14 protein-coding genes are annotated in these 17,267 nt (G+C 75.1%); 10 read left to right on the top strand and 4 right to left on the bottom strand.

What is annotated here, in order from left to right:
• Positions 1–6: 6 nt before the first annotated feature.
• Genes SCATT_RS33610 through SCATT_RS33595 form a run of 4 tightly spaced genes read left to right on the top strand, consistent with a single transcriptional unit; the run spans position 7 to position 7,802 of the window.
• A complete protein-coding gene (locus SCATT_RS33610; protein WP_014150876.1) occupies positions 7–2,796 on the top strand; it encodes an SDR family NAD(P)-dependent oxidoreductase in 2,790 nt (929 codons plus the stop codon).
• Between the two features lie 37 nt (positions 2,797–2,833).
• Entirely contained in the window at positions 2,834–4,936 is a 2,103-nt protein-coding gene (locus SCATT_RS33605) for a hotdog family protein (protein ID WP_014150877.1), read from the top strand.
• Positions 4,933–6,516 carry a PfaD family polyunsaturated fatty acid/polyketide biosynthesis protein gene (locus tag SCATT_RS33600; protein WP_014150878.1) on the top strand — a complete coding sequence of 528 codons (1,584 nt, stop codon included), beginning with the start codon at positions 4,933–4,935 and terminating at the stop codon, positions 6,514–6,516. The genes SCATT_RS33605 and SCATT_RS33600 overlap by 4 nt, the downstream gene beginning before the upstream one ends.
• A complete protein-coding gene (locus tag SCATT_RS33595; protein WP_014150879.1) occupies positions 6,513–7,802 on the top strand; it encodes an aldehyde dehydrogenase family protein in 1,290 nt (429 codons plus the stop codon). The genes SCATT_RS33600 and SCATT_RS33595 overlap by 4 nt, the downstream gene beginning before the upstream one ends.
• Positions 7,803–7,821: 19 nt before the next feature.
• On the opposite strand, the gene SCATT_RS33590 is transcribed toward SCATT_RS33595, so the two are convergent.
• Positions 7,822–8,238 (bottom strand): Fur family transcriptional regulator, encoded by a 417-nt coding sequence (locus SCATT_RS33590; protein ID WP_014150880.1) that lies wholly within the window; start codon positions 8,236–8,238, stop codon positions 7,822–7,824.
• Between the two features lie 282 nt (positions 8,239–8,520).
• Here SCATT_RS33590 and katG point away from each other — a divergent pair, with 282 nt between their 5' ends.
• From katG to SCATT_RS33575, 3 genes are all read left to right on the top strand, one after another.
• A complete protein-coding gene (katG, locus tag SCATT_RS33585; RefSeq protein WP_014150881.1) occupies positions 8,521–10,752 on the top strand; it encodes a catalase/peroxidase HPI in 2,232 nt (743 codons plus the stop codon).
• 252 nt (positions 10,753–11,004) lie between these two features.
• On the top strand, positions 11,005–11,520 hold the full coding sequence (locus SCATT_RS33580; RefSeq protein WP_014150882.1) for a GNAT family N-acetyltransferase: 516 nt from the start codon (positions 11,005–11,007) through the stop codon (positions 11,518–11,520).
• Between the two features lie 109 nt (positions 11,521–11,629).
• Entirely contained in the window at positions 11,630–12,478 is an 849-nt protein-coding gene (locus SCATT_RS33575) for a patatin-like phospholipase family protein (protein WP_014150883.1), read from the top strand.
• Between the two features lie 12 nt (positions 12,479–12,490).
• Here the strand turns inward: SCATT_RS33575 and SCATT_RS33570 are convergent, their stop codons facing one another.
• Both SCATT_RS33570 and SCATT_RS33565 read right to left on the bottom strand, forming a co-directional pair.
• Positions 12,491–12,883 (bottom strand): hypothetical protein, encoded by a 393-nt coding sequence (locus SCATT_RS33570; RefSeq protein ID WP_014627034.1) that lies wholly within the window; start codon positions 12,881–12,883, stop codon positions 12,491–12,493.
• A gap of 82 nt (positions 12,884–12,965) precedes the next feature.
• Positions 12,966–13,868, bottom strand: a complete 903-nt coding sequence (locus SCATT_RS33565) for an EamA family transporter (protein WP_014150885.1) — start codon at positions 13,866–13,868, stop codon at positions 12,966–12,968.
• Positions 13,869–13,937: 69 nt separating this feature from the next.
• Between SCATT_RS33565 and SCATT_RS33560 the strand changes: the two genes are divergently transcribed.
• From SCATT_RS33560 to SCATT_RS33550, 3 genes are all read left to right on the top strand, one after another.
• Entirely contained in the window at positions 13,938–14,792 is an 855-nt protein-coding gene (locus SCATT_RS33560) for a LysR family transcriptional regulator (protein ID WP_014150886.1), read from the top strand.
• 182 nt (positions 14,793–14,974) lie between these two features.
• On the top strand, positions 14,975–16,108 hold the full coding sequence (locus tag SCATT_RS33555) for a sensor histidine kinase (protein WP_231904893.1): 1,134 nt from the start codon (positions 14,975–14,977) through the stop codon (positions 16,106–16,108).
• Positions 16,105–16,791, top strand: a complete 687-nt coding sequence (locus SCATT_RS33550) for a response regulator (RefSeq protein ID WP_014150888.1) — start codon at positions 16,105–16,107, stop codon at positions 16,789–16,791. Before SCATT_RS33555 ends, SCATT_RS33550 begins: the two co-directional genes overlap by 4 nt.
• On the opposite strand, the gene SCATT_RS33545 is transcribed toward SCATT_RS33550, so the two are convergent.
• Positions 16,727–17,116 carry a cupin domain-containing protein gene (locus SCATT_RS33545; protein ID WP_042507729.1) on the bottom strand — a complete coding sequence of 130 codons (390 nt, stop codon included), beginning with the start codon at positions 17,114–17,116 and terminating at the stop codon, positions 16,727–16,729. The genes SCATT_RS33550 and SCATT_RS33545 overlap by 65 nt on opposite strands.
• Between the last annotated feature and the right edge of the window lie 151 nt (positions 17,117–17,267).

Below are 17,267 nucleotides of genomic sequence, written 5' to 3'. Positions count from 1 at the left end.
GCCACCATGAACACCTCCGCGAACCAGGCCGAAGCGCCCGCGCCCGTCGAGGCGCCCGGCACCCCGCCCACCGACCCGGCCGAGGTCGAACGCATCCTGCGTGAACTCGTCGCCGAGAAGACCGGTTACACCGTCGAGATGGTCGACCCGTCCCTCGACATCCAGACCGACCTGGGGATCGACTCCCTCAAGCAGGTCGAGATCGCCTCCGAGGCCTGGCGCCGCTACCCGTTCCTGCCGCGCGAGGAGATCTACCGCTTCGCGCAGGCCCGCACCGTACGGGAGCTGGCCGGACTGCTCGCCGCCAGCACGACGGCCCCGGCGGCACCGGCGGCACCCGGCGAGCCGGTCCCGGTGCGCCCCGCGGGACGGGCCTGCGTGGGCCTGCGTCCGCTGCCCCCGGTCGACACGCTCGCGGACCCCTACCGGCCGCGGCCCACCGCGCTCCTCGTGGCGGACGGCAGCGCCCTGGCGGACGCGCTGGCCACCGCCTTCACCGCCGAGGGGTGGAACGTGCGCCGCCTGGGGATCCCGGGCACCGCCGACGGCGCCTCCGGCCGGTGCCTGCCCGACTGGCGGGAGGGGACGCTGCGCAAGGAGATCGGTCACCTGGTGCCGCCGGAGGAACGGCTCGACCTGTGCCTGCTGGTCGCCGGCCGGGGAACGGCGGTCGGCGCGCGGGACGCCGTCACCCGGCTGCGGCACGCCGTGCTCGTCGCCAAACACACCGTGCCGGCGCTGAAACGGGCCGCCGCCGATGGACACCGGGCCGGCTTCCTCGCCGTCACCCAGCTCGACGGCGCGCTGGGGCTGGCCGGTTCCGGCGGTGACCTCGCCCAGGCGCTCCACGGCGGCCTGGGCGGGCTGACCAAGGCGGTCGCCGTCGAGGAACCGGACGTGTTCTGCCGCACCGTGGACCTCGCGCCCGGGCTCGACCCGGCCGAGTCGGCCGGGCAGGTGGTGCGCGAGGCGGCCGACGCCGCGCCCGTCCCGGAGGTCGCCTGGGACGGTGTGTCGCGCCGCGCCCTGGCGTTGTCACCCCGCCCTTCGGGGCTGCTGCCGTCCGGGCCCGCGGTGGACGAGCCGGGTCCGGACGACTTCCTGGTGGTCACCGGCGGGGCCCGGGGCATCACCGCCTGGTGCCTGATCGCGCTGGCCGCCCGCCGGCCGTGCCGCTTGCTGCTGCTGGGGCGTACCCCGCAGGCGGATCCGCCCGACTGGGCCGCCGGCCTGGACACCCTGCCCGCGCTGCGGGAGGCGTGCGCCGCGCGGTCCCGTGCCGAGGGACGGGACCCACGCCACCCGGACCACCAGGAGGCCGTCGAGGCGCAGGCCCAACTCCTGTACCGGCAGCGGGAGTTGGACGCGACCCTCACCGCCCTGCGCGGCCTCGGCGCCCGGGCCGACTACCTCGGCGTCGACGTCGGCGACACCGACGCGCTGCGCACCGCGCTCGCCCCCTACGCCGACCAGGTGACCGGCGTCGTCCACGGGGCCGGCGTCCTGGCCGACCAGCCTCTGGCGGCGAAGCGCCCGCGGGACGTCGAGCGGGTGGTCGCCACCAAGCTCACCGGTCTGCTCAACGTGGCGGATGTCCTCCCGGCCGAACGGCTGCGCCATCTCGTCCTGTTCACCTCGGTCTCCGGGGTCTTCGGCAACGGCAGGCAGACGGACTACGCGATGGCCAACGAGGCGCTCAACCGCTTCGCCTGCGCCTGGAAGGCCGCCCGGCCCGGGACCCGGGTCGCCGCGCTCGCCTGGGGGCCGTGGCGTGGCGGCATGGCGACCGAGCACACGCAGGACCTGTTCCGGCGGCTCGGGGTGCCGGTGCTGTCACGGGAGGAGGGGTGCGCCTACTTCACCGAGCAGTTCGCCGCCGAGCGCGGTGACGACGTGGTCGCCGTGCTCGGTCCGCTCACCCCGCCGGTGCCGCCCGCCCCGCTGCCGTCCGGCGGGGCCGAGTTGCTGCGGGACCTGACCGGTCTCGCCGCCGAACCGGTGCTGCGCGACCACACCATCGACGGCCACCCGGTGCTCCCGATGACCGCGGCGATCGGCTGGTGCCTGGGCGCCGTGGAGCGCACCGCGGGCGGCCGGGCGGTGACCGAGGTCCGCGACTTCCGGGTCCGCAAGGGGCTGGTGCTGAACGGCGCCCACCCGGCGCGCGCCCGCGTCGTGCTGCGCCCGCGTCCGGACGGCGGGACCACGGTGACCGTCCACGACGACGCGGCGCCCGCGGTACCGCGCTACGAGGGCGTCTTCCGCACGGCCGAGGACACCGGCGTCCCGCGTCCGGCGCCCGCCGCCCCGGCCGCCGCTGCGCCGCCGCCGTTCCTGTTCCACCCGGCCTACGACGAGGGGTTCCTCTTCCACGGGCCGCTGCTGCGCGGGCTGGGACCGGTGCTCCACGAGGACGACGCCCGGCTGACCGTCCAGGCGTGCCTGCCCGATCCCCCGCTGGCCGGCGGCGCCTACGCGGGCGCGTACCACAGCCCGGCGCTGGCCGATCTCCTCCTCCAGGCCGCCGCGCTGCTCGGCCGGCGGGTCTGCGGTCACCGCTGCCTGCCCGTCGCGGTGGAACGGGTCGAACTCCTCGCGCCGCTGCCGGACGGCGAGCCCTTCACCATCACTGCGGAACTGCTCGACCACAACCCGCTGGAGCTGACCTGCGCCGTGACGGCCTGCCTGCCCGACGGCACCGTCCTGCAACGCTGGAGCGGCCTGAAGGGCATCGTCGCCGCACCGCAGCTCGGCAGCCGCGCCGCCTGGCCCGTCCCCCACCCCGACCCGGCGTGACCCCACGGCACCCCCGCCTTTCGAAGGGACGACGACCATGGACGATCCGGCGCTCGGCGACCCCGCCGCTGCCGTCCCGGCCCACTCCACCGTGCTCAACGCCCACCGCGCCCTCGGCGACCTGCTCCTGACGCAGTTGCAGGGGCTGGCCCCCGACGCGCCACCGGTGCCGGGCCGGCGCGCCGCCGAGCGGCCGTCCGCCACCACGGCCGCGGTCCTCGCCGAAGGGGAACGTGCCCTCGCTCTCGCCGGTCCGGCCGGAGCCGTCCACATCGAGCTGACGTGGTGTCAAGAATCTGGCGCCGCCCGGCTGTTGGGGCTCGCGGTCACCGATCCGCCCGGCTGGACGGTCCGGCAGAACGGACGGATCCTGGCCGAGGCCCACCGGGCGACGCCACCGGACGCGCACGACTGCCACTCCCCCGTACCCCCGGTACCGCCACAGTGGCGGCCCCTGCGACGGGCTTCCCGGCACGTGCTGTCCCGGGCCGGTCTCGACGCCCTCGCCGCCGGACGGATCCAGGAGGTCTTCGACGGTCCCCAGGCCCCGGGCGCCCACCCCGACTGGTGCCGCCACACCGGGCTCGACCTGCTCGCCTCGGCCGTGCCGACCGGTCCCGGGGCCGGCCGGCACGGGCTGGGGCACGTCACGGCCACCGTGCCGGCCGCCCCCGCCGGCAACCGTGGCTGGACCGAACTGGTGCGTGCCGTATGGCAGTTGCTCGGGGTGCACGCCCTCCACCAAGGGCTCCACCTGTGCCTGCCCGCCCCCTTCGTCCACCCGCTGCGGGGGGCGCCGCTCACCGTCCACGTCCGCGACGTCGCCCGGCTCGCCGGCCCGCTGGCGCTGGGCGCCGACATCACGGCGATCGGACTGGTGCCGCGCCCCCATCTCGTGGCGGACGTACGGGTCTGCGACGCCCGCGGCACCGTCGCCTGGGTACGCGGTCCGGGCGTGGCCCTGCGGGAGGCGCCCGGTTCCCGCGTCGCCCCGGACCCGGCCACCGGCACCGTCCGCCGCTCCAGCCGCGGCGAACGTGTCCACGCCGACGAACTCCACATGGCCCACGCCGCCGAGGGCGACCTCGCCGTCACCTACGGCCCCGCCGCCCACACCACGGCGGCCCGGGTACGCCCCCGGCTGCCCCGCGGCGACATGCTGATGCTCGACCGCCTGCTGACCGCGCCACGCCGCGACCGGCCACTCGGCTCGGTGCACACCACCGAGTACGACGTCCCCGAAGTCCCCTGGTACGTACGGGAGAACGGCGGCGTCTTCCCCTGGTTCGCGCATCTGGAGAGCGCCCTGCAGGCGACGGCGTTCGTCGGGGCCGCACTGGGCACCAGCCTGGAACACCCCGGCGAGGACTTCACCGTCCGCAACCTGGAGGGCCACAGCCATCTGCTGCGCCCGGTCCGGCTGTGCGGCCGTACCGTCCGCCAGCGCACCACGCTGCTGGCGCACACCCCGCTGCCGGGTGCGGTGCTCCAGCGGTACGCCTTCGAACTCGCCGTGGACGACGAGGTGTTCCAGCAGGGGGAGACCGTGCACGGGTTCTTCACCCGGCCGGTGCTCGCCCGGCAGCAGGGCCTCGACGGCGGTCGCCGTGTCCCGCCGTGGCTGCTCGGCCTGGAGGCGCCGCCGCCCTCGGCCCGCCGGCTCGACGCGGACGACGGGCCGCCGCTCGGCCACGGCCGCCTCGCGCTGCTGTCCGGCGCCGAGTGCGTCCTCGTCCCGGACGGCGGGCGGTACGGGCTGGGGTGCCTGCTGGTGACCAGGGCCGTGCGGGCGGACGACTGGTACTTCGCCCACCACTTCCTCGACGACCCGGTGCTGCCCGGGTCGTGCGGGGTGGAGACGCTGTTCCAGGCGCTGAAGTTCCTTCTGCTGCACGGCGGCAGGCTGTCCGAGGAGGCGGTGCGCGGGCTCGTGCCGGTCCCCGGGCAGGTGCTGCGCTGGACGTACCGGGGGCAGATCCTGCCGCGCGACCGCGAGGTCCAGGCGGAGGTGCACCTGCGGGAGGTGCGCGTGGCGGACGGGCGGCTGGTCGCGGTGGCGGACGGCAGCGTCTGGCGTGACGGGCTGCGCATCTACGCCGTCGACGGGATCGCGCTGCACACCCCGTGGGAGGCGCCGTGACCACCGTGCGCTTCGACCGGGCCGGTATCCGCGACGCGGTCGCCGCGCTGGACCGGCCGTGCTACGTCGTCCTCGCCGACGGACGGGTGGGGGTGGGCGACGAGCCGCCGCGCACCCGTTCCGGGGCCCAGGTGCTGGCCACCGTACCGCCGGTGGCCGCCCAGCAGTTGGGGTCGGCCGCGTTCCTGCGGCGCCACCGGCTGCGGGCTCCGTACATGGCCGGGTCGATGGCGGGCGGCATCTCCTCCGAGGACCTGGTGGTCGCCCTGGCCGACGCCGGATGCCTCGCCTCGTACGGCGCCGCCGGCCTGCGCACCGTACGCGTCGAACGGGCCCTGCGCGAGCTCCACCGGCGGCTGCCCGATGCGCCGTGGGCATGCAACCTCATCCACAACCCGGCCGATCCGCGAGCCGAACGCGAGACCGTCGACCTCTTCCTGCGGCTCGGGGTGACCAGGATCGAGGCGTCGGCGTTCATGACGCCCACCGTCGACCTGGTCCGCTACCGCGCCACCGGGCTGCGCCGCGACCGCGACGGGACGGTGCACGCCGGACACCAGGTGATCGCCAAGGTTTCCCAGGCCGGCCCGGCCGCGTTCTTCCTCCGGCCCGCCCCGGCCGAACTGGTCGCCGTCCTGGAGCGGCAGGGTGCCCTCACCGCCGAACAGGCCGCGCTCGCCGCCCGGGTGCCGCTGGCCGACGACATCACGGTGGAGGCCGACTCCGCCGGCCACACCGACCGCCGCCCGCTGGTCACCCAGTTGCCCCTGGTCCTCGCGCTGCGCGACGACGAGGCGCGCGCCGGACGGCCCGGCAAGGTGGTGGGCGTCGGGGCCGCGGGCGGCATCGGCACCCCGCAGGCGGCCTTCGCGGCGTTCGCGCTGGGCGCCGACTACATCGTCACCGGGTCCGTCAACCAGGGGTGCGTGGAGGCCGGGACCTCAACCGCGGTCAAGGCGCTGCTGGCGGAGGCCGGGGTGACCGACTGCGTCATGGCGCCGTCGGCCGACATGTTCGAGATGGGGGTGGACGTCCAGGTACTCAGACGCGGCACGCTCTTCCCCGGCCGGGCCGCCTGGCTCCACCGGCTCTACCGCGACCACGCCTGCCTCGACGGCATCCCCGCCCCGGACCGCGCCCGGCTGGAACGTGAGATCTTCCGCCGCCCGCTGGAGGCGATGTGGCCCAACGTCGCCGCCTATCTGCGCCGGCACCATCCGGAACGGGCCGAGCGCGCCGAGCACGACCCCAGGCTGCGGATGGCCCTGGTCTTCCGCTGGTACCTGGGGCTGTCGTCCCGCTGGGCGACGCGCGGCGACCCGGCCCGGCAGGCGGACTTCCAGATCTGGTGCGGCCCGGCGATGGGCGCCTTCAACGCGTGGGTCGCGGGGACCGCGTGGAGCGCCCCGGAGAACCGGCGCGTGGCGGAGGTGGCCGGGGCGCTGCTGCGGGGCGCCGCCTACCACAGCCGGCTGGCGCAGTTGCGTTTCGCCGGGGTGCGGCTGCCTTCCTGGTGCGTGGAGGCTCCGCCGCCGGTCGCGGCGGCGCCGGTGTCCGTCGTCGGCGGCGGTGTGCGGTGACGGGTCGTCAGGTGTGTCCGGATCCGGCCACGGCACGGCTGCTCGGCGGGTGCGCGGCCGACGCGCTGGCGTTCAGCGGTCTGGGGGCGGCGGCCGGGCCGGATCCGCCGGTGACCGGTGTCTTCTCCGGCCGGCCGCTGTTGTCGGTGCCGGTCTCCTCGGCCGGCGAGGCGCGGGCGGCCGTCGTCCGGGCGCGGGAGGCGGCAGGGCGGTGGAGCGGGGTGCCGGCGGATCAACGGGCGCGGTGGGCACGGCGGTTGCGCCGGGCGATGGCGTGCGGTGCGGACGCCTTCCTCGCCGTGCTGCCGGAGTCCTCCGGGCTGGGGCCGCCCGATGCCGAGGCCGAGTGCCGGAACGCGGACCGGGTGGTGCGTTCGCTCACGGCGGCCGTCCGGCCCCGGCGCGGCGGTGCGGGTACGGCGTGGTGGTCCGCCGATCGGCCGGCCGTGGTGTTCTCCCGGGTGGACGACGCCCGTCCGCTCGCCTCGCTGCTGGAAGGGGTGGTGCCCGCGCTGCTCGACGGGGTCGCCGTGGTCACCGAGGCGGACCGGCGCAGCGCGGTGCCGGCTCTCGCCGTCGTCGCCGCCGCTCGCCGGGCCGGGCTGCCGCGCCACGTGTGGCAACTGGTCGTCCGGGGCCCGGCGGACGCGGATCCCTCGGCGGTCCGCGCGGTGCTCGCCGAACACGCCGACGGGCCGGCGCCGCAGTGCTGCCGGTACGGGCCGGGGAGCCCGCGGCACCGTCCCGGGCTCCTGGTGGTCCGGCACGACGCGCGGGTGCCCGACGCCGTGCGCGGCACGCTCCGCGCCTGCTTCGCGCGCGCCGGGCGCCCCTGCTCCGCCACCCCCGCGGTGGCGGTGCACGACAGTGTGCTCCCGGCCTTCCTGGAGCAACTCGCCTACACCGCCGAGCGGTTCACCCCGGTCACCGCGCTGCCCGAACGGCGGCAGCGTCGCGCCTTCAGCGCCTGCGCTGAGGCGGCCGTCGGCGTCGAGGTCGTGTGGCACCGGACGGTACGGGACGGTGCCGTGCCCCGGGTGCCGTACCCGCTCGTCCTGCTGGGCCGGGCGACCGGTTCCCCGCCGCGTACCCCTGTCGGGCCGGTCGCCTCGGTCGTCCCGTTCACCGCCTGGGCGGAGGCGCTGGCGCTGGCCCGGCTGACCGGGCCGCACCTGAGTGTGTACACGCGCGCCAAGGCGTCGTGGTTGTGCCCCCAGTTGACCGGGCTCGCCGCCCGGCGGGTGCATCTCAACCAGCCGACGGAAGCGGGTGTTCCGCCCCGGTGAGCGGCGCCCCCGGCGGCGGTCACGCGCCGGCGCACTCCGGGCACAGGCCGCGGTAGGTCACCTCGGCCGCCAGGACGGTGAAGCCGAACCGTTCGCCGGCCGGCAGGTCGGCCAGCGGGTCGCCGCCGGGGTGGACGTCGCGGATCGTGCCGCAGCGCGCGCACACCAGATGGTGGTGGGGGCGGTGGGCGTTGGGGTCGTAGCGCTTGGCGCGGCCGTCGGCGGCCACCTCGGCCACCTCACCGAGCTGGACCAGTTCGCCCAGGGTGTTGTAGACGGTCGCGCGGGATATCTCCGGCAGCCTGGCGGCGGCCCGTGCCAGCACCTCGTCCGCGGTCAGGTGGACGTGGTCGCCGTCGAGCACCTCGGCGACGGCCCGCCGCTGGGCGGTCATCCGCCAGCCACGTCCGCGAAGCCGTTCCAGCAGGTCACTCATGCCCACCAGCCTCACTGTGCGTCATCGGACAACAGGGTCGGACCAAAGAGTTCGTTCAGTTCTGGTCGCCATATTGACTTGGATTTGGTCAATCGTAGGATCGGTTCCGGTGACAGCCAAGGGAGCGGGACGAGGCCGGGGGGACGGCGCGTGGACCACCACCGCCTCGTGCCCGGCCGTTCCGTGCCGTCGGCCGCGTCGGCCCGTTCCGCCCCGCACGTTCCACCGCCCGCAGTTGTTGAGCACGGTGATCCGCCCAGTCCGTAGTCCGGAAGGATTCTCATGACTGAGAACCACGATGCAATCGTCACCGACCCCAAGGCAGCGGGCGAAGGGGGCTGCCCGGTCGCCCACGACCGCGCCCTCCACCCGACCCAGGGCGGCGGGAACCGTCAGTGGTGGCCGGAGCGCCTCAATCTGAAGATTCTCGCCAAGAACCCCGCCGTGGCCAACCCCCTGGGCGCGGACTTCGACTACGCCGCGGCGTTCGGCGGCCTCGACCTGCCGGCGGTCAAGCAGGACATCGCGCAGGTTCTGACGACCTCGCAGGACTGGTGGCCGGCCGACTTCGGCCACTACGGCCCGTTCATCATCCGCATGGCGTGGCACAGCGCGGGCACCTACCGGATCAGCGACGGCCGCGGCGGCGCCGGGGCCGGCCAGCAGCGCTTCGCCCCGCTCAACAGCTGGCCCGACAACGCCAACCTGGACAAGGCCCGCCGGCTGCTGTGGCCGGTGAAGAAGAAGTACGGCAAGGCGCTGTCCTGGGCCGACCTGCTGGTCCTGGCCGGCAACGTGGCGCTGGAGTCGATGGGGTTCGAGACCTTCGGCTTCGCCGGCGGCCGGGAGGACGTCTGGGAGCCCGAGGAGGACGTCTACTGGGGCCCCGAGACCACCTGGCTCGGCGACCAGCGCTACACCGGTGACCGGGAGCTGGAAAACCCGCTGGGCGCCGTCCAGATGGGCCTGATCTACGTCAACCCCGAGGGCCCCAACGGCAACCCGGACCCGCTGGCCGCCGCCCGCGACATCCGCGAGACGTTCCGCCGGATGGCGATGAACGACGAGGAGACGGTGGCCCTCATCGCCGGCGGCCACACCTTCGGCAAGACCCACGGCGCCGGCCCCGCGGACCACGTCGGCCCCGACCCCGAGGCCGCCGGGCTGGAGGAGCAGGGCCTGGGCTGGCGGAACTCCTACGGCACCGGCAAGGGCGCCGACACGATCACCAGCGGCCTCGAGGTGACCTGGACGCCCACCCCGACGACCTGGGACAACAGCTTCTTCGAAACGCTCTTCGGCTACGAATGGGAGCTGTTCAAGAGCCCGGCCGGCGCCAACCAGTGGCGGCCGAAGAACGGGGCCGGCGCGGGCACCGTCCCGGGCGCCCACGACCCGTCCGAGCGGCAGGCGCCGGCGATGCTCACGACCGACCTCGCGCTGCGCTTCGACCCGGTCTACGAGCAGATCTCCCGGCGCTTCCTGGAGCACCCCGACGAGTTCGCGGACGCCTTCGCCAAGGCGTGGTTCAAGCTGACCCACCGCGACATGGGCCCGGTCGCGCGCTACCTCGGCCCCGAGGTGCCGTCCGAGACGCTGCTGTGGCAGGACCCGCTCCCCGAGGTGACCCACCCGCTCGTCGACGCCGGGGACATCGCCACCCTCAAGGAACGCGTCCTCGCCTCGGGGCTCTCCGTCTCCCAGCTGGTCTCCACCGCGTGGGCCTCCGCCTCGTCCTTCCGCGGCAGCGACAAGCGCGGCGGCGCCAACGGTGCGCGCATCCGCCTCGAACCGCAGCGCGGCTGGGAGGTCAACGACCCCGACCAGCTGGCCGGCGTCCTGCGCACCCTGGAGGGGATCCAGCAGTCGTTCAACGCCGAGCAGACCTCCGGCAAGCGGATCTCGCTGGCCGACCTGATCGTGCTCGCCGGCTGCGCCGCCGTCGAGAAGGCCGCCAAGGACGCCGGCTTCGAGGTCCAGGTGCCCTTCACCCCGGGCCGGGTGGACGCCTCGCAGGAGCAGACCGACACCGAGTCGTTCGCGGCGCTGGAGCCCACGGCCGACGGGTTCCGCAACTACCTCGGCAAGGGCAACCGCCTGCCCGCCGAATACCTGCTCATCGACCGGGCCAACCTGCTGACCCTCAGCGCCCCCGAGATGACCGTCCTCGTCGGCGGCCTGCGTGTCCTGGGCGCCAACTCCCAGCGGTCCCGCCTCGGTGTCCTCACCACCGCCCCCGGCACGCTGACCAACGACTTCTTCGTCAACCTGCTCGACCTGGGCACGACGTGGAAGCCGGTCTCCGAGGACGCCACCACCTTCGAGGGGCGCGACGCCGCCACCGGCGAGGTCAAGTGGACCGGCAGCCGCGTCGACCTCGTCTTCGGCTCCAACTCCGAACTGCGCGCCGTCGCCGAGGTCTACGCGAGCGACGACGCCAAGGAGAAGTTCGTCCACGACTTCGTGGCCGCGTGGGACAAGGTGATGAACCTCGACCGGTTCGACCTGGCCTGATCCGCCCGCACACCCGTCACCGGCCTCCCGCGTTCCGGCAACGTCCCGGAGCGCGGGAGGCCGCTCGTCCGCGGGCCCGCCGGTCCGTCGGACGGTGTACGGCGGACCTGGGATTCCTCCCGGACGACAACCCGACCCCCTCTGGAGAGCGCCCGCGATGACCTCCGCCGCCGACGACCCCACGAAGGCGCCGCCCGCGCCGCGGTGGGCCCCGGCCCGCGCCTGTTCCCGCTCCCCACGGCACGGCACCGAATGACCACGCTCGCGCCGGAGCCCGTCCGGACCGGCAGGCTCTCCCTCGTGCCGCTGCGGGTCGAACACGCCGAGGAGATGGCCGCGGTGCTGTCCGACCCGGATCTGCACACCTTCATCGGCGGTGCCCCGGCCACCGCCGACGCCTTGCGTGCCCGCTACGAACGACTGGTCGCCGGCTCGCCCGACCCCACCGTCTCCTGGTGCAACTGGGTGGTCCGCCTCACCGAGGCGGACCGCCTCGTCGGCACCGTCCAGGCCACGGTGACCGGCGGGGAGGACGGCGTCGTCGCGGAGGTCGCCTGGGTGGTGGGGACTTCGTGGCAGCGGCGCGGCATCGCCACCGAGGCGGCCCGCGGGCTGGTCGGCTGGCTCACGGCACGCGAGGTGCGTACGGTCCTCGCCCACATCCACCCCGACCACACCGCGTCCGCCGCGGTCGCCGCCGCGGCCGGGCTGACCCCCACCGATCAGTGGCACGACGGAGAGGTCAGGTGGCGCCTGGACCTGCCCTGACGGCGCCCCGGGACGACCCGTTGCGTGGGGAAGACCACGGACGCACCCGTGGTTGTGCCTGACGTCCGTGTACCGCGGACCAGTTGGCGTGACGAGCCCTGGAGGGGACATGAGTGAGTCGGACCGGATCCTGATCCTCGGCGGTGGGGGCGTGGCCGGGATCGCGTGGGCGACCGGTCTCCTGACGGGGCTGGCGGACCAGGGCAACGACGTGAGCCGGGCCGGCACCGTCATCGGCACGTCGGCCGGTTCCGCGGTGGGCGCCCAGCTCGGCAGCGGGCTGAGCCTGGAGGAGCTGTACGCGCGGCAGGTGGACCCGGCGCTGCAAGCCGCCGAGATCGCCGCGGAGTTCGACGCCGACGCGTTCGCCGCCTCGTTCGCCGCCGCCTACGAGGCCGCCGACTCCCCCGAGGACCAGCGCCGCCGCCTCGGCCGGCTCGCGCTGGAGGCGAAGACCGTCCCCGAGGCGGAGCGCCGCGCGGTGATCGTCTCCCGGCTGCCGTCCGACCGGTGGCCCGGACACCGCCTGCTGATCGTCGCCGTGGACGCCGAGACCGGTGAGCCGCGTGTCTTCGACCGCGACAGCGGGGTGGACCTGGTCGACGCCGTCACCGCCAGCTGCGCGGTGCCCGGGATCTGGCCGGCGGCCACGGTGCGGGGACGCCGGTACACCGACGGCGGCGTGCTCACCATCGACAACGCGGAGCTGGCGTTGGGCCGCGGGGCGCGCCGCGTGGTGGCGGTCCTTCCGATGGACCCCGAGAACCTGCCCCGGCCCTCCGGCACCTTCGCCGACGTCGTCGGCAAGCTGCGGGCCGAGGGCGCGGAGGTCGCCGTGTTCACACCTGACGAGGCGTCACTTGCCGCCATGGGCACCAACGCCCTCGACCCGGCCACCCGCGCCCCCGCCGCCGAGGCCGGCCGGGCGCAGGGGCGCGCGGCCGTGCTCCCCTGGTAGCACCCGGCGCCCTCACCGCGCCGCAGGCGCCCCCGCCCGGGCGTCGGCGCGTCCCAGCGCGCGGAGCGCGAGCATGCCGCCGATGCCGGGGATCGCGGCGCGCACCACGGTGCCGGTGGTGCGGCGGGCGTCGCGCCAGGTGACGATGACGCCGAAGAGCCAGGCGAAGCCGTGCACGGGGCCGGTCAGCGCGGCGACCGGACGGGCGTCCAGGGTGGCCATGTTGGTCAACAGGACGGCCAGGGTGATCAGTTCGACGGCCGCGGAGACACGCAGCGCGCCGCGCGGGCTCCTGGGCGTCGACGGGGTGACGGCGGTGATGGGACGACTCCTACCGTGCGACGCCGGGGTACGCGGTACCCCGGCGTGATGGACGTTCCGGCCGGCGATCTCTTGACGACACAACCTAGGAGGGTCGCCGTCCCCGGGACATGGGCCGGACCGACAGCCCTCGACGGGTTCCCGCCAACGCCGCGAGCCGTGCCGGTCAGCACCGTCCGGTACGGACCGCGCCCACGCTCGCCATGACCACCATCGCGATGGCGGCGCACTGCGGCAGCGACAGCCCCTGACCGAGCACCAGGTAGCCGGCGAGCGCGGCGAGGGCCGGCGCCAGGCTGGTCAGCACCGCGAAGGCGGCCGCGGGCAGCCGTCGCAGGGCGAGGAGTTCCAGGGTGTAGGGGACCCCGGAGCTCATCACCGCGATCACCAGACCCAGCCCGAGCACCCCCGGTTCCAGCAGCCGCCCGCCCGACGCGCCGACCCCCAGCGGCAGGCTGACCAGCGCGGCGACGGTCATCGCGATCGCCAGGCCGTCCAGCCTCGGGAACCGGGCCCCGGCACGGGCGTTGAGCACGATGTACGCCGCCCACATCGCCCCGGCGCCCAGCGCGAAGGCGACCCCGGCGACGCCGAGGCGGCCGAAGTCACCACGGCCCAGCAGGAACACCCCGGTCAGCGCGAGCCCGGCCCACACCAGGCTGGCGGCACGTCGGGCGACCACGACCGACAGCAGCAGCGGCCCGAGCACCTCGACGGTGACCGCGGCCCCCAGCGGGATGCGGTCGATCGCCTGGTAGAAGAGGATGTTCATGCCGCCGAGCGCCAGCCCGAACCCGCCGGCCACCGCCCAGTCGGCGCGCGAGTGCCCGCGCAGCCGCGGCCGGGCGACGGCCAGCAGCAGCACCGCGGCGAACGTCACCCGCAACGCGACCGTGCCGAGCGCTCCGGCCCGTGGGAACAGCGACGCGGCGAACGCCGACCCGAACTGCACGGAGACCGACCCGGCCAGCACCAGGCCGACACCGGTGAGGGTGCCACGCCCCGGGGCGTGACGCAGGACGGCGGGCGCGGCGGTCGCCGCGGAGGAGGTGGGCGTGGTGGATGTCATGCCTACCACGCTAGGAACCCTCGGCGGTCGCGGGAAATGCCGGTCGGGGCACGGTTATGCTTCTGAGGCATGACCATCGAGCTGCGGCACCTGCGGGCCTTCCTCGCCATAGCGGAGGAAGGCACCATCACCCGCGCCGCCGCCCGGCTCCATGTGGGCCACCCCGCGCTCTCCCGTACCCTGCGGCAACTGGAGAGCCACCTCGGCGCCCGCCTGGTCGACCGGTCCACCCACCATCTGGAGCTGACCGGCGAGGGCCGGGCCTTCCGCGAGCGGGCCCGGGCCGCCGTCGCCGCCGTCGAAACCGCCCTGGAACCGGGGTCGTTGGGCGGGCGTCCGCTGCGCCTCGGTCACACCTGGGCGGCGCTCGGCGACCACACCGTCCCGTTGCTGCGCCGCTGGGACGAGACGCGCCCCGGCATCCCGCTGGAGCTGCTGCGGGTGGACGACCGCACGGCGGGGCTCACCCAGGGCAAGGTCGACGCGGCGCTGCTGCGCGGCCCGGTGACCACCGCCGGGATCCGCACCGAGCTGCTGTTGCGGGAGGAACGGGTGGTCGTCATGGCGGCGGACAGTCCGCTCGCCGCCTTCCCCCGCCTCACCCTGGCCGACCTCGCCCCGCATCCGATCGCCCTCAACACCGTCTCCGGCACCACCACCATGGACCTGTGGCCGCCGTCGGCCCGCCCCACCGCGACCGTCGAGGTGACCAACACCGACGAGTGGCTCATCGCCATCGCGGCGGGCCGCGCCGTCGGCGTCTCCACGTCGGCCACCCCGAGCACCCACGCGCGGCCGTCGCTGATCTACCGCCCGCTGCTGGACGCCCCGGCTGTCCCCGTCGTCCTCGCCTGGCGCGACGGGCTGGCGCACCCCGCCGTCCCCGATCTGCTGGCCCTCACCCGCCAGATCCTCGCGGCCTGAACCGTCCCACCGCCGCCGGTGTCCGTGCGGGTCCCTATGCTGGACGCGTACGAGGATGCCGGCCCCCGTCATCCCGACGCAGCCGAGGGCGGAGAACCCACGCCGTGCCATCAACGACACCCGGTGCGGATCCCGCGTCGGTCCGGCCTGCCGTGACGGAGACCGCGCCGACGCCGCGGACCGTGCGTTTCGGTGACGAACTCCTGCGGCCGTTCGTCGCGTTCACCGTCATCGCGGTGGTCGCCGTCGAGTTGCCGACGCACCGGCTGATCGCCGCTCCGCTGGCGGTCGCCGCCTTCGTCGTGCTCGCCGTCGCCGCGGTCTGCGTGCGCCTCTTCTGGAACCGGTTGTCGCCCGGCCGGCAAATCGCGCTGGCCGCCTGCTACATGGGGTCGGCGTCGCTGCTGCTGCCGCTGGCGCACACGACGTTGGCCCCGTTGCTGCCGTACCTCGCCGCCGCCGTCGCCGGGACCAACCTGGCGTCCCGGCGGGCCGCGCTGCTGGTGGCGGCCGGCGGCTCGATCGTCGGCGCCGTGACGCAGCTGATCGTCAACCACACCGTGCCGACACAGGACGGCTGGTCGTGGTGGCTGGCGCTGACCGTGGGGCTCCCGGTGTACATGGGCATCTCCAACCGTGATTTCCGGCAGGCGTTGGAGAACGCCCGGCGAGCGACTGCCGAGGCCCGCCGCGCCACGGACTCCGAGGCGCGGGAGGCGGCGTTGCGGGAACGGGGGCGTATCGCGCGGGAGATCCACGATGTGCTCGGGCACTCCCTGTCCGGCATAGCGCTGCAACTGGACATGGCCGACGCGCTGCGCGGCAGCGGCCGTGACGAGGAGGCGGGCGAGGCGATCCGCCGGGCCCGCACGCTGGCCGTCGACAGCATCGCCGAGACCCGCCGGGCCGTTCACGCGCTGCGGGAGGACACCCTGCCGCTGCCGGAGACGCTGCGGCTGATGGCCGCCGGTGCGGACGTCTCCTTCGACGTGCTCGGTGATCCGGCGCCGGTCGCGGTGGAGACCGCGCAGACCGTGCTGCGGGTGGCTCAGGAGGCGGTGACCAACGCCGTCAAGTACGCTCCGGGGGCGGCGCGGACGATGACGCTCGCCTACACCGCGGACGGGATCTCCCTCACCGTCGTCAACGGCCCCGGCCCCGACGGCGGGCCGCCCGAGGGCGCCTCCGGCACCGGCATGGGCCTGGTCGGCATGCGGGAGCGCGCGGCCCTGGTGGGCGGCACCCTGCGGGCCGGCCCGACCGTCGAGGACCCCGCCCGGGGCGGGTGGACCGTGAAGCTGGAGGTACCCAGGTGAGCAGCGTGAAGCTGGTGGTCGTGGACGACCAGACGGCCGTCCGGGAGGCGCTGGCCGTCATGCTCGACCTCAACGAGGACGTCGACGTGGTGGCCACCGCGGTCAACGGCGAGGAGGCGGTCGCGGTCGTCGCCGAACACCGTCCCGACGTGGTGCTGATGGATCTGAACATGCCGGTGATGGACGGTGTGGAAGCCACCCGGCGGATCCGGGCCGACCGGCCGGAGACGGAGGTGGTCGTGCTCACCACCTTCGAGGACGACGAATCCGTGCTCGCCGCCCTCCAGGCCGGTGCCGCCGGATACCTCACGAAGGAGGCCGACCGGGCCACCATCGTCCAGGCGGTGCGCAGTGCCGCCCTCGGCCAGGCCGTGCTCGCCCCCGAGGTGCAGCGTCGCCTGCTCGACCTCGCCACCCGCCGCCCGCGACCCGCCGCCGAACAGGTCGCGATGCTCACCGCGCGGGAACGGGAGGTCCTGCGGCTGATCGGCGACGGACTGCGCAACGCGGAGATCGCCGCCCGGCTGTTCATCTCCGAGGCCACCGTCAAGACCCACATCAACAACCTGTTCGCCAAGGCCGACCTCAGCTCCCGCGCCGAGGCCGTCCGCTACGCCCTCAGCGTCCTGCCGCCCGAGCCACCCACCCCGAAGGCGGACTCCCCGCGCCGGACCTGGCGTTAGAGACGACCTGGCCGTCGGCGGCGTCCGGCGTCCGCTCCACGACGACCAGCGTGCCGTGGCTGCCGGGCCGCACGGCATGGCGCACCCCGGCCTCGCCCAGGCACATCCGGCCGGGGCCCACCTCCAACTCGGCGTCCCCTACGGCCAGTCGAAGCGTCCCGTCGAGCACCAGCAGCGCTTCCGCCGTGCCGTGGGACTCCGGCGCCAGGGCACGTCCGTCCATCCGCACCACCTTCACCGCGGCGGCGCCGACGCGCCCGAGCAGACGTGAACTCCAGGCGTCCGGCAACCCGGCCGCTGTTAGCGATATGTCGACAATGCTCATGGCGCACCTCCTGAGCGGCCCTCCGGCGCACGCGATGCAAACCGCCGCCGGACGTCCGCGTCCGTGATCGGGAACGCCGCCGACGCTACGGCACGGCGGAGCCCCGCCGGTCGACCGTTCGGCAAAATCCGCCGCCGCCCTCGCCCGACCA

Source organism: Streptantibioticus cattleyicolor NRRL 8057 = DSM 46488, from assembly GCF_000240165.1.
GTDB lineage: Bacteria > Actinomycetota > Actinomycetes > Streptomycetales > Streptomycetaceae > Streptantibioticus > Streptantibioticus cattleyicolor.
The sequence above is the reverse complement of the archived record's forward strand: the minus strand, read 5'-3'. Positions and strand labels throughout refer to the sequence as shown.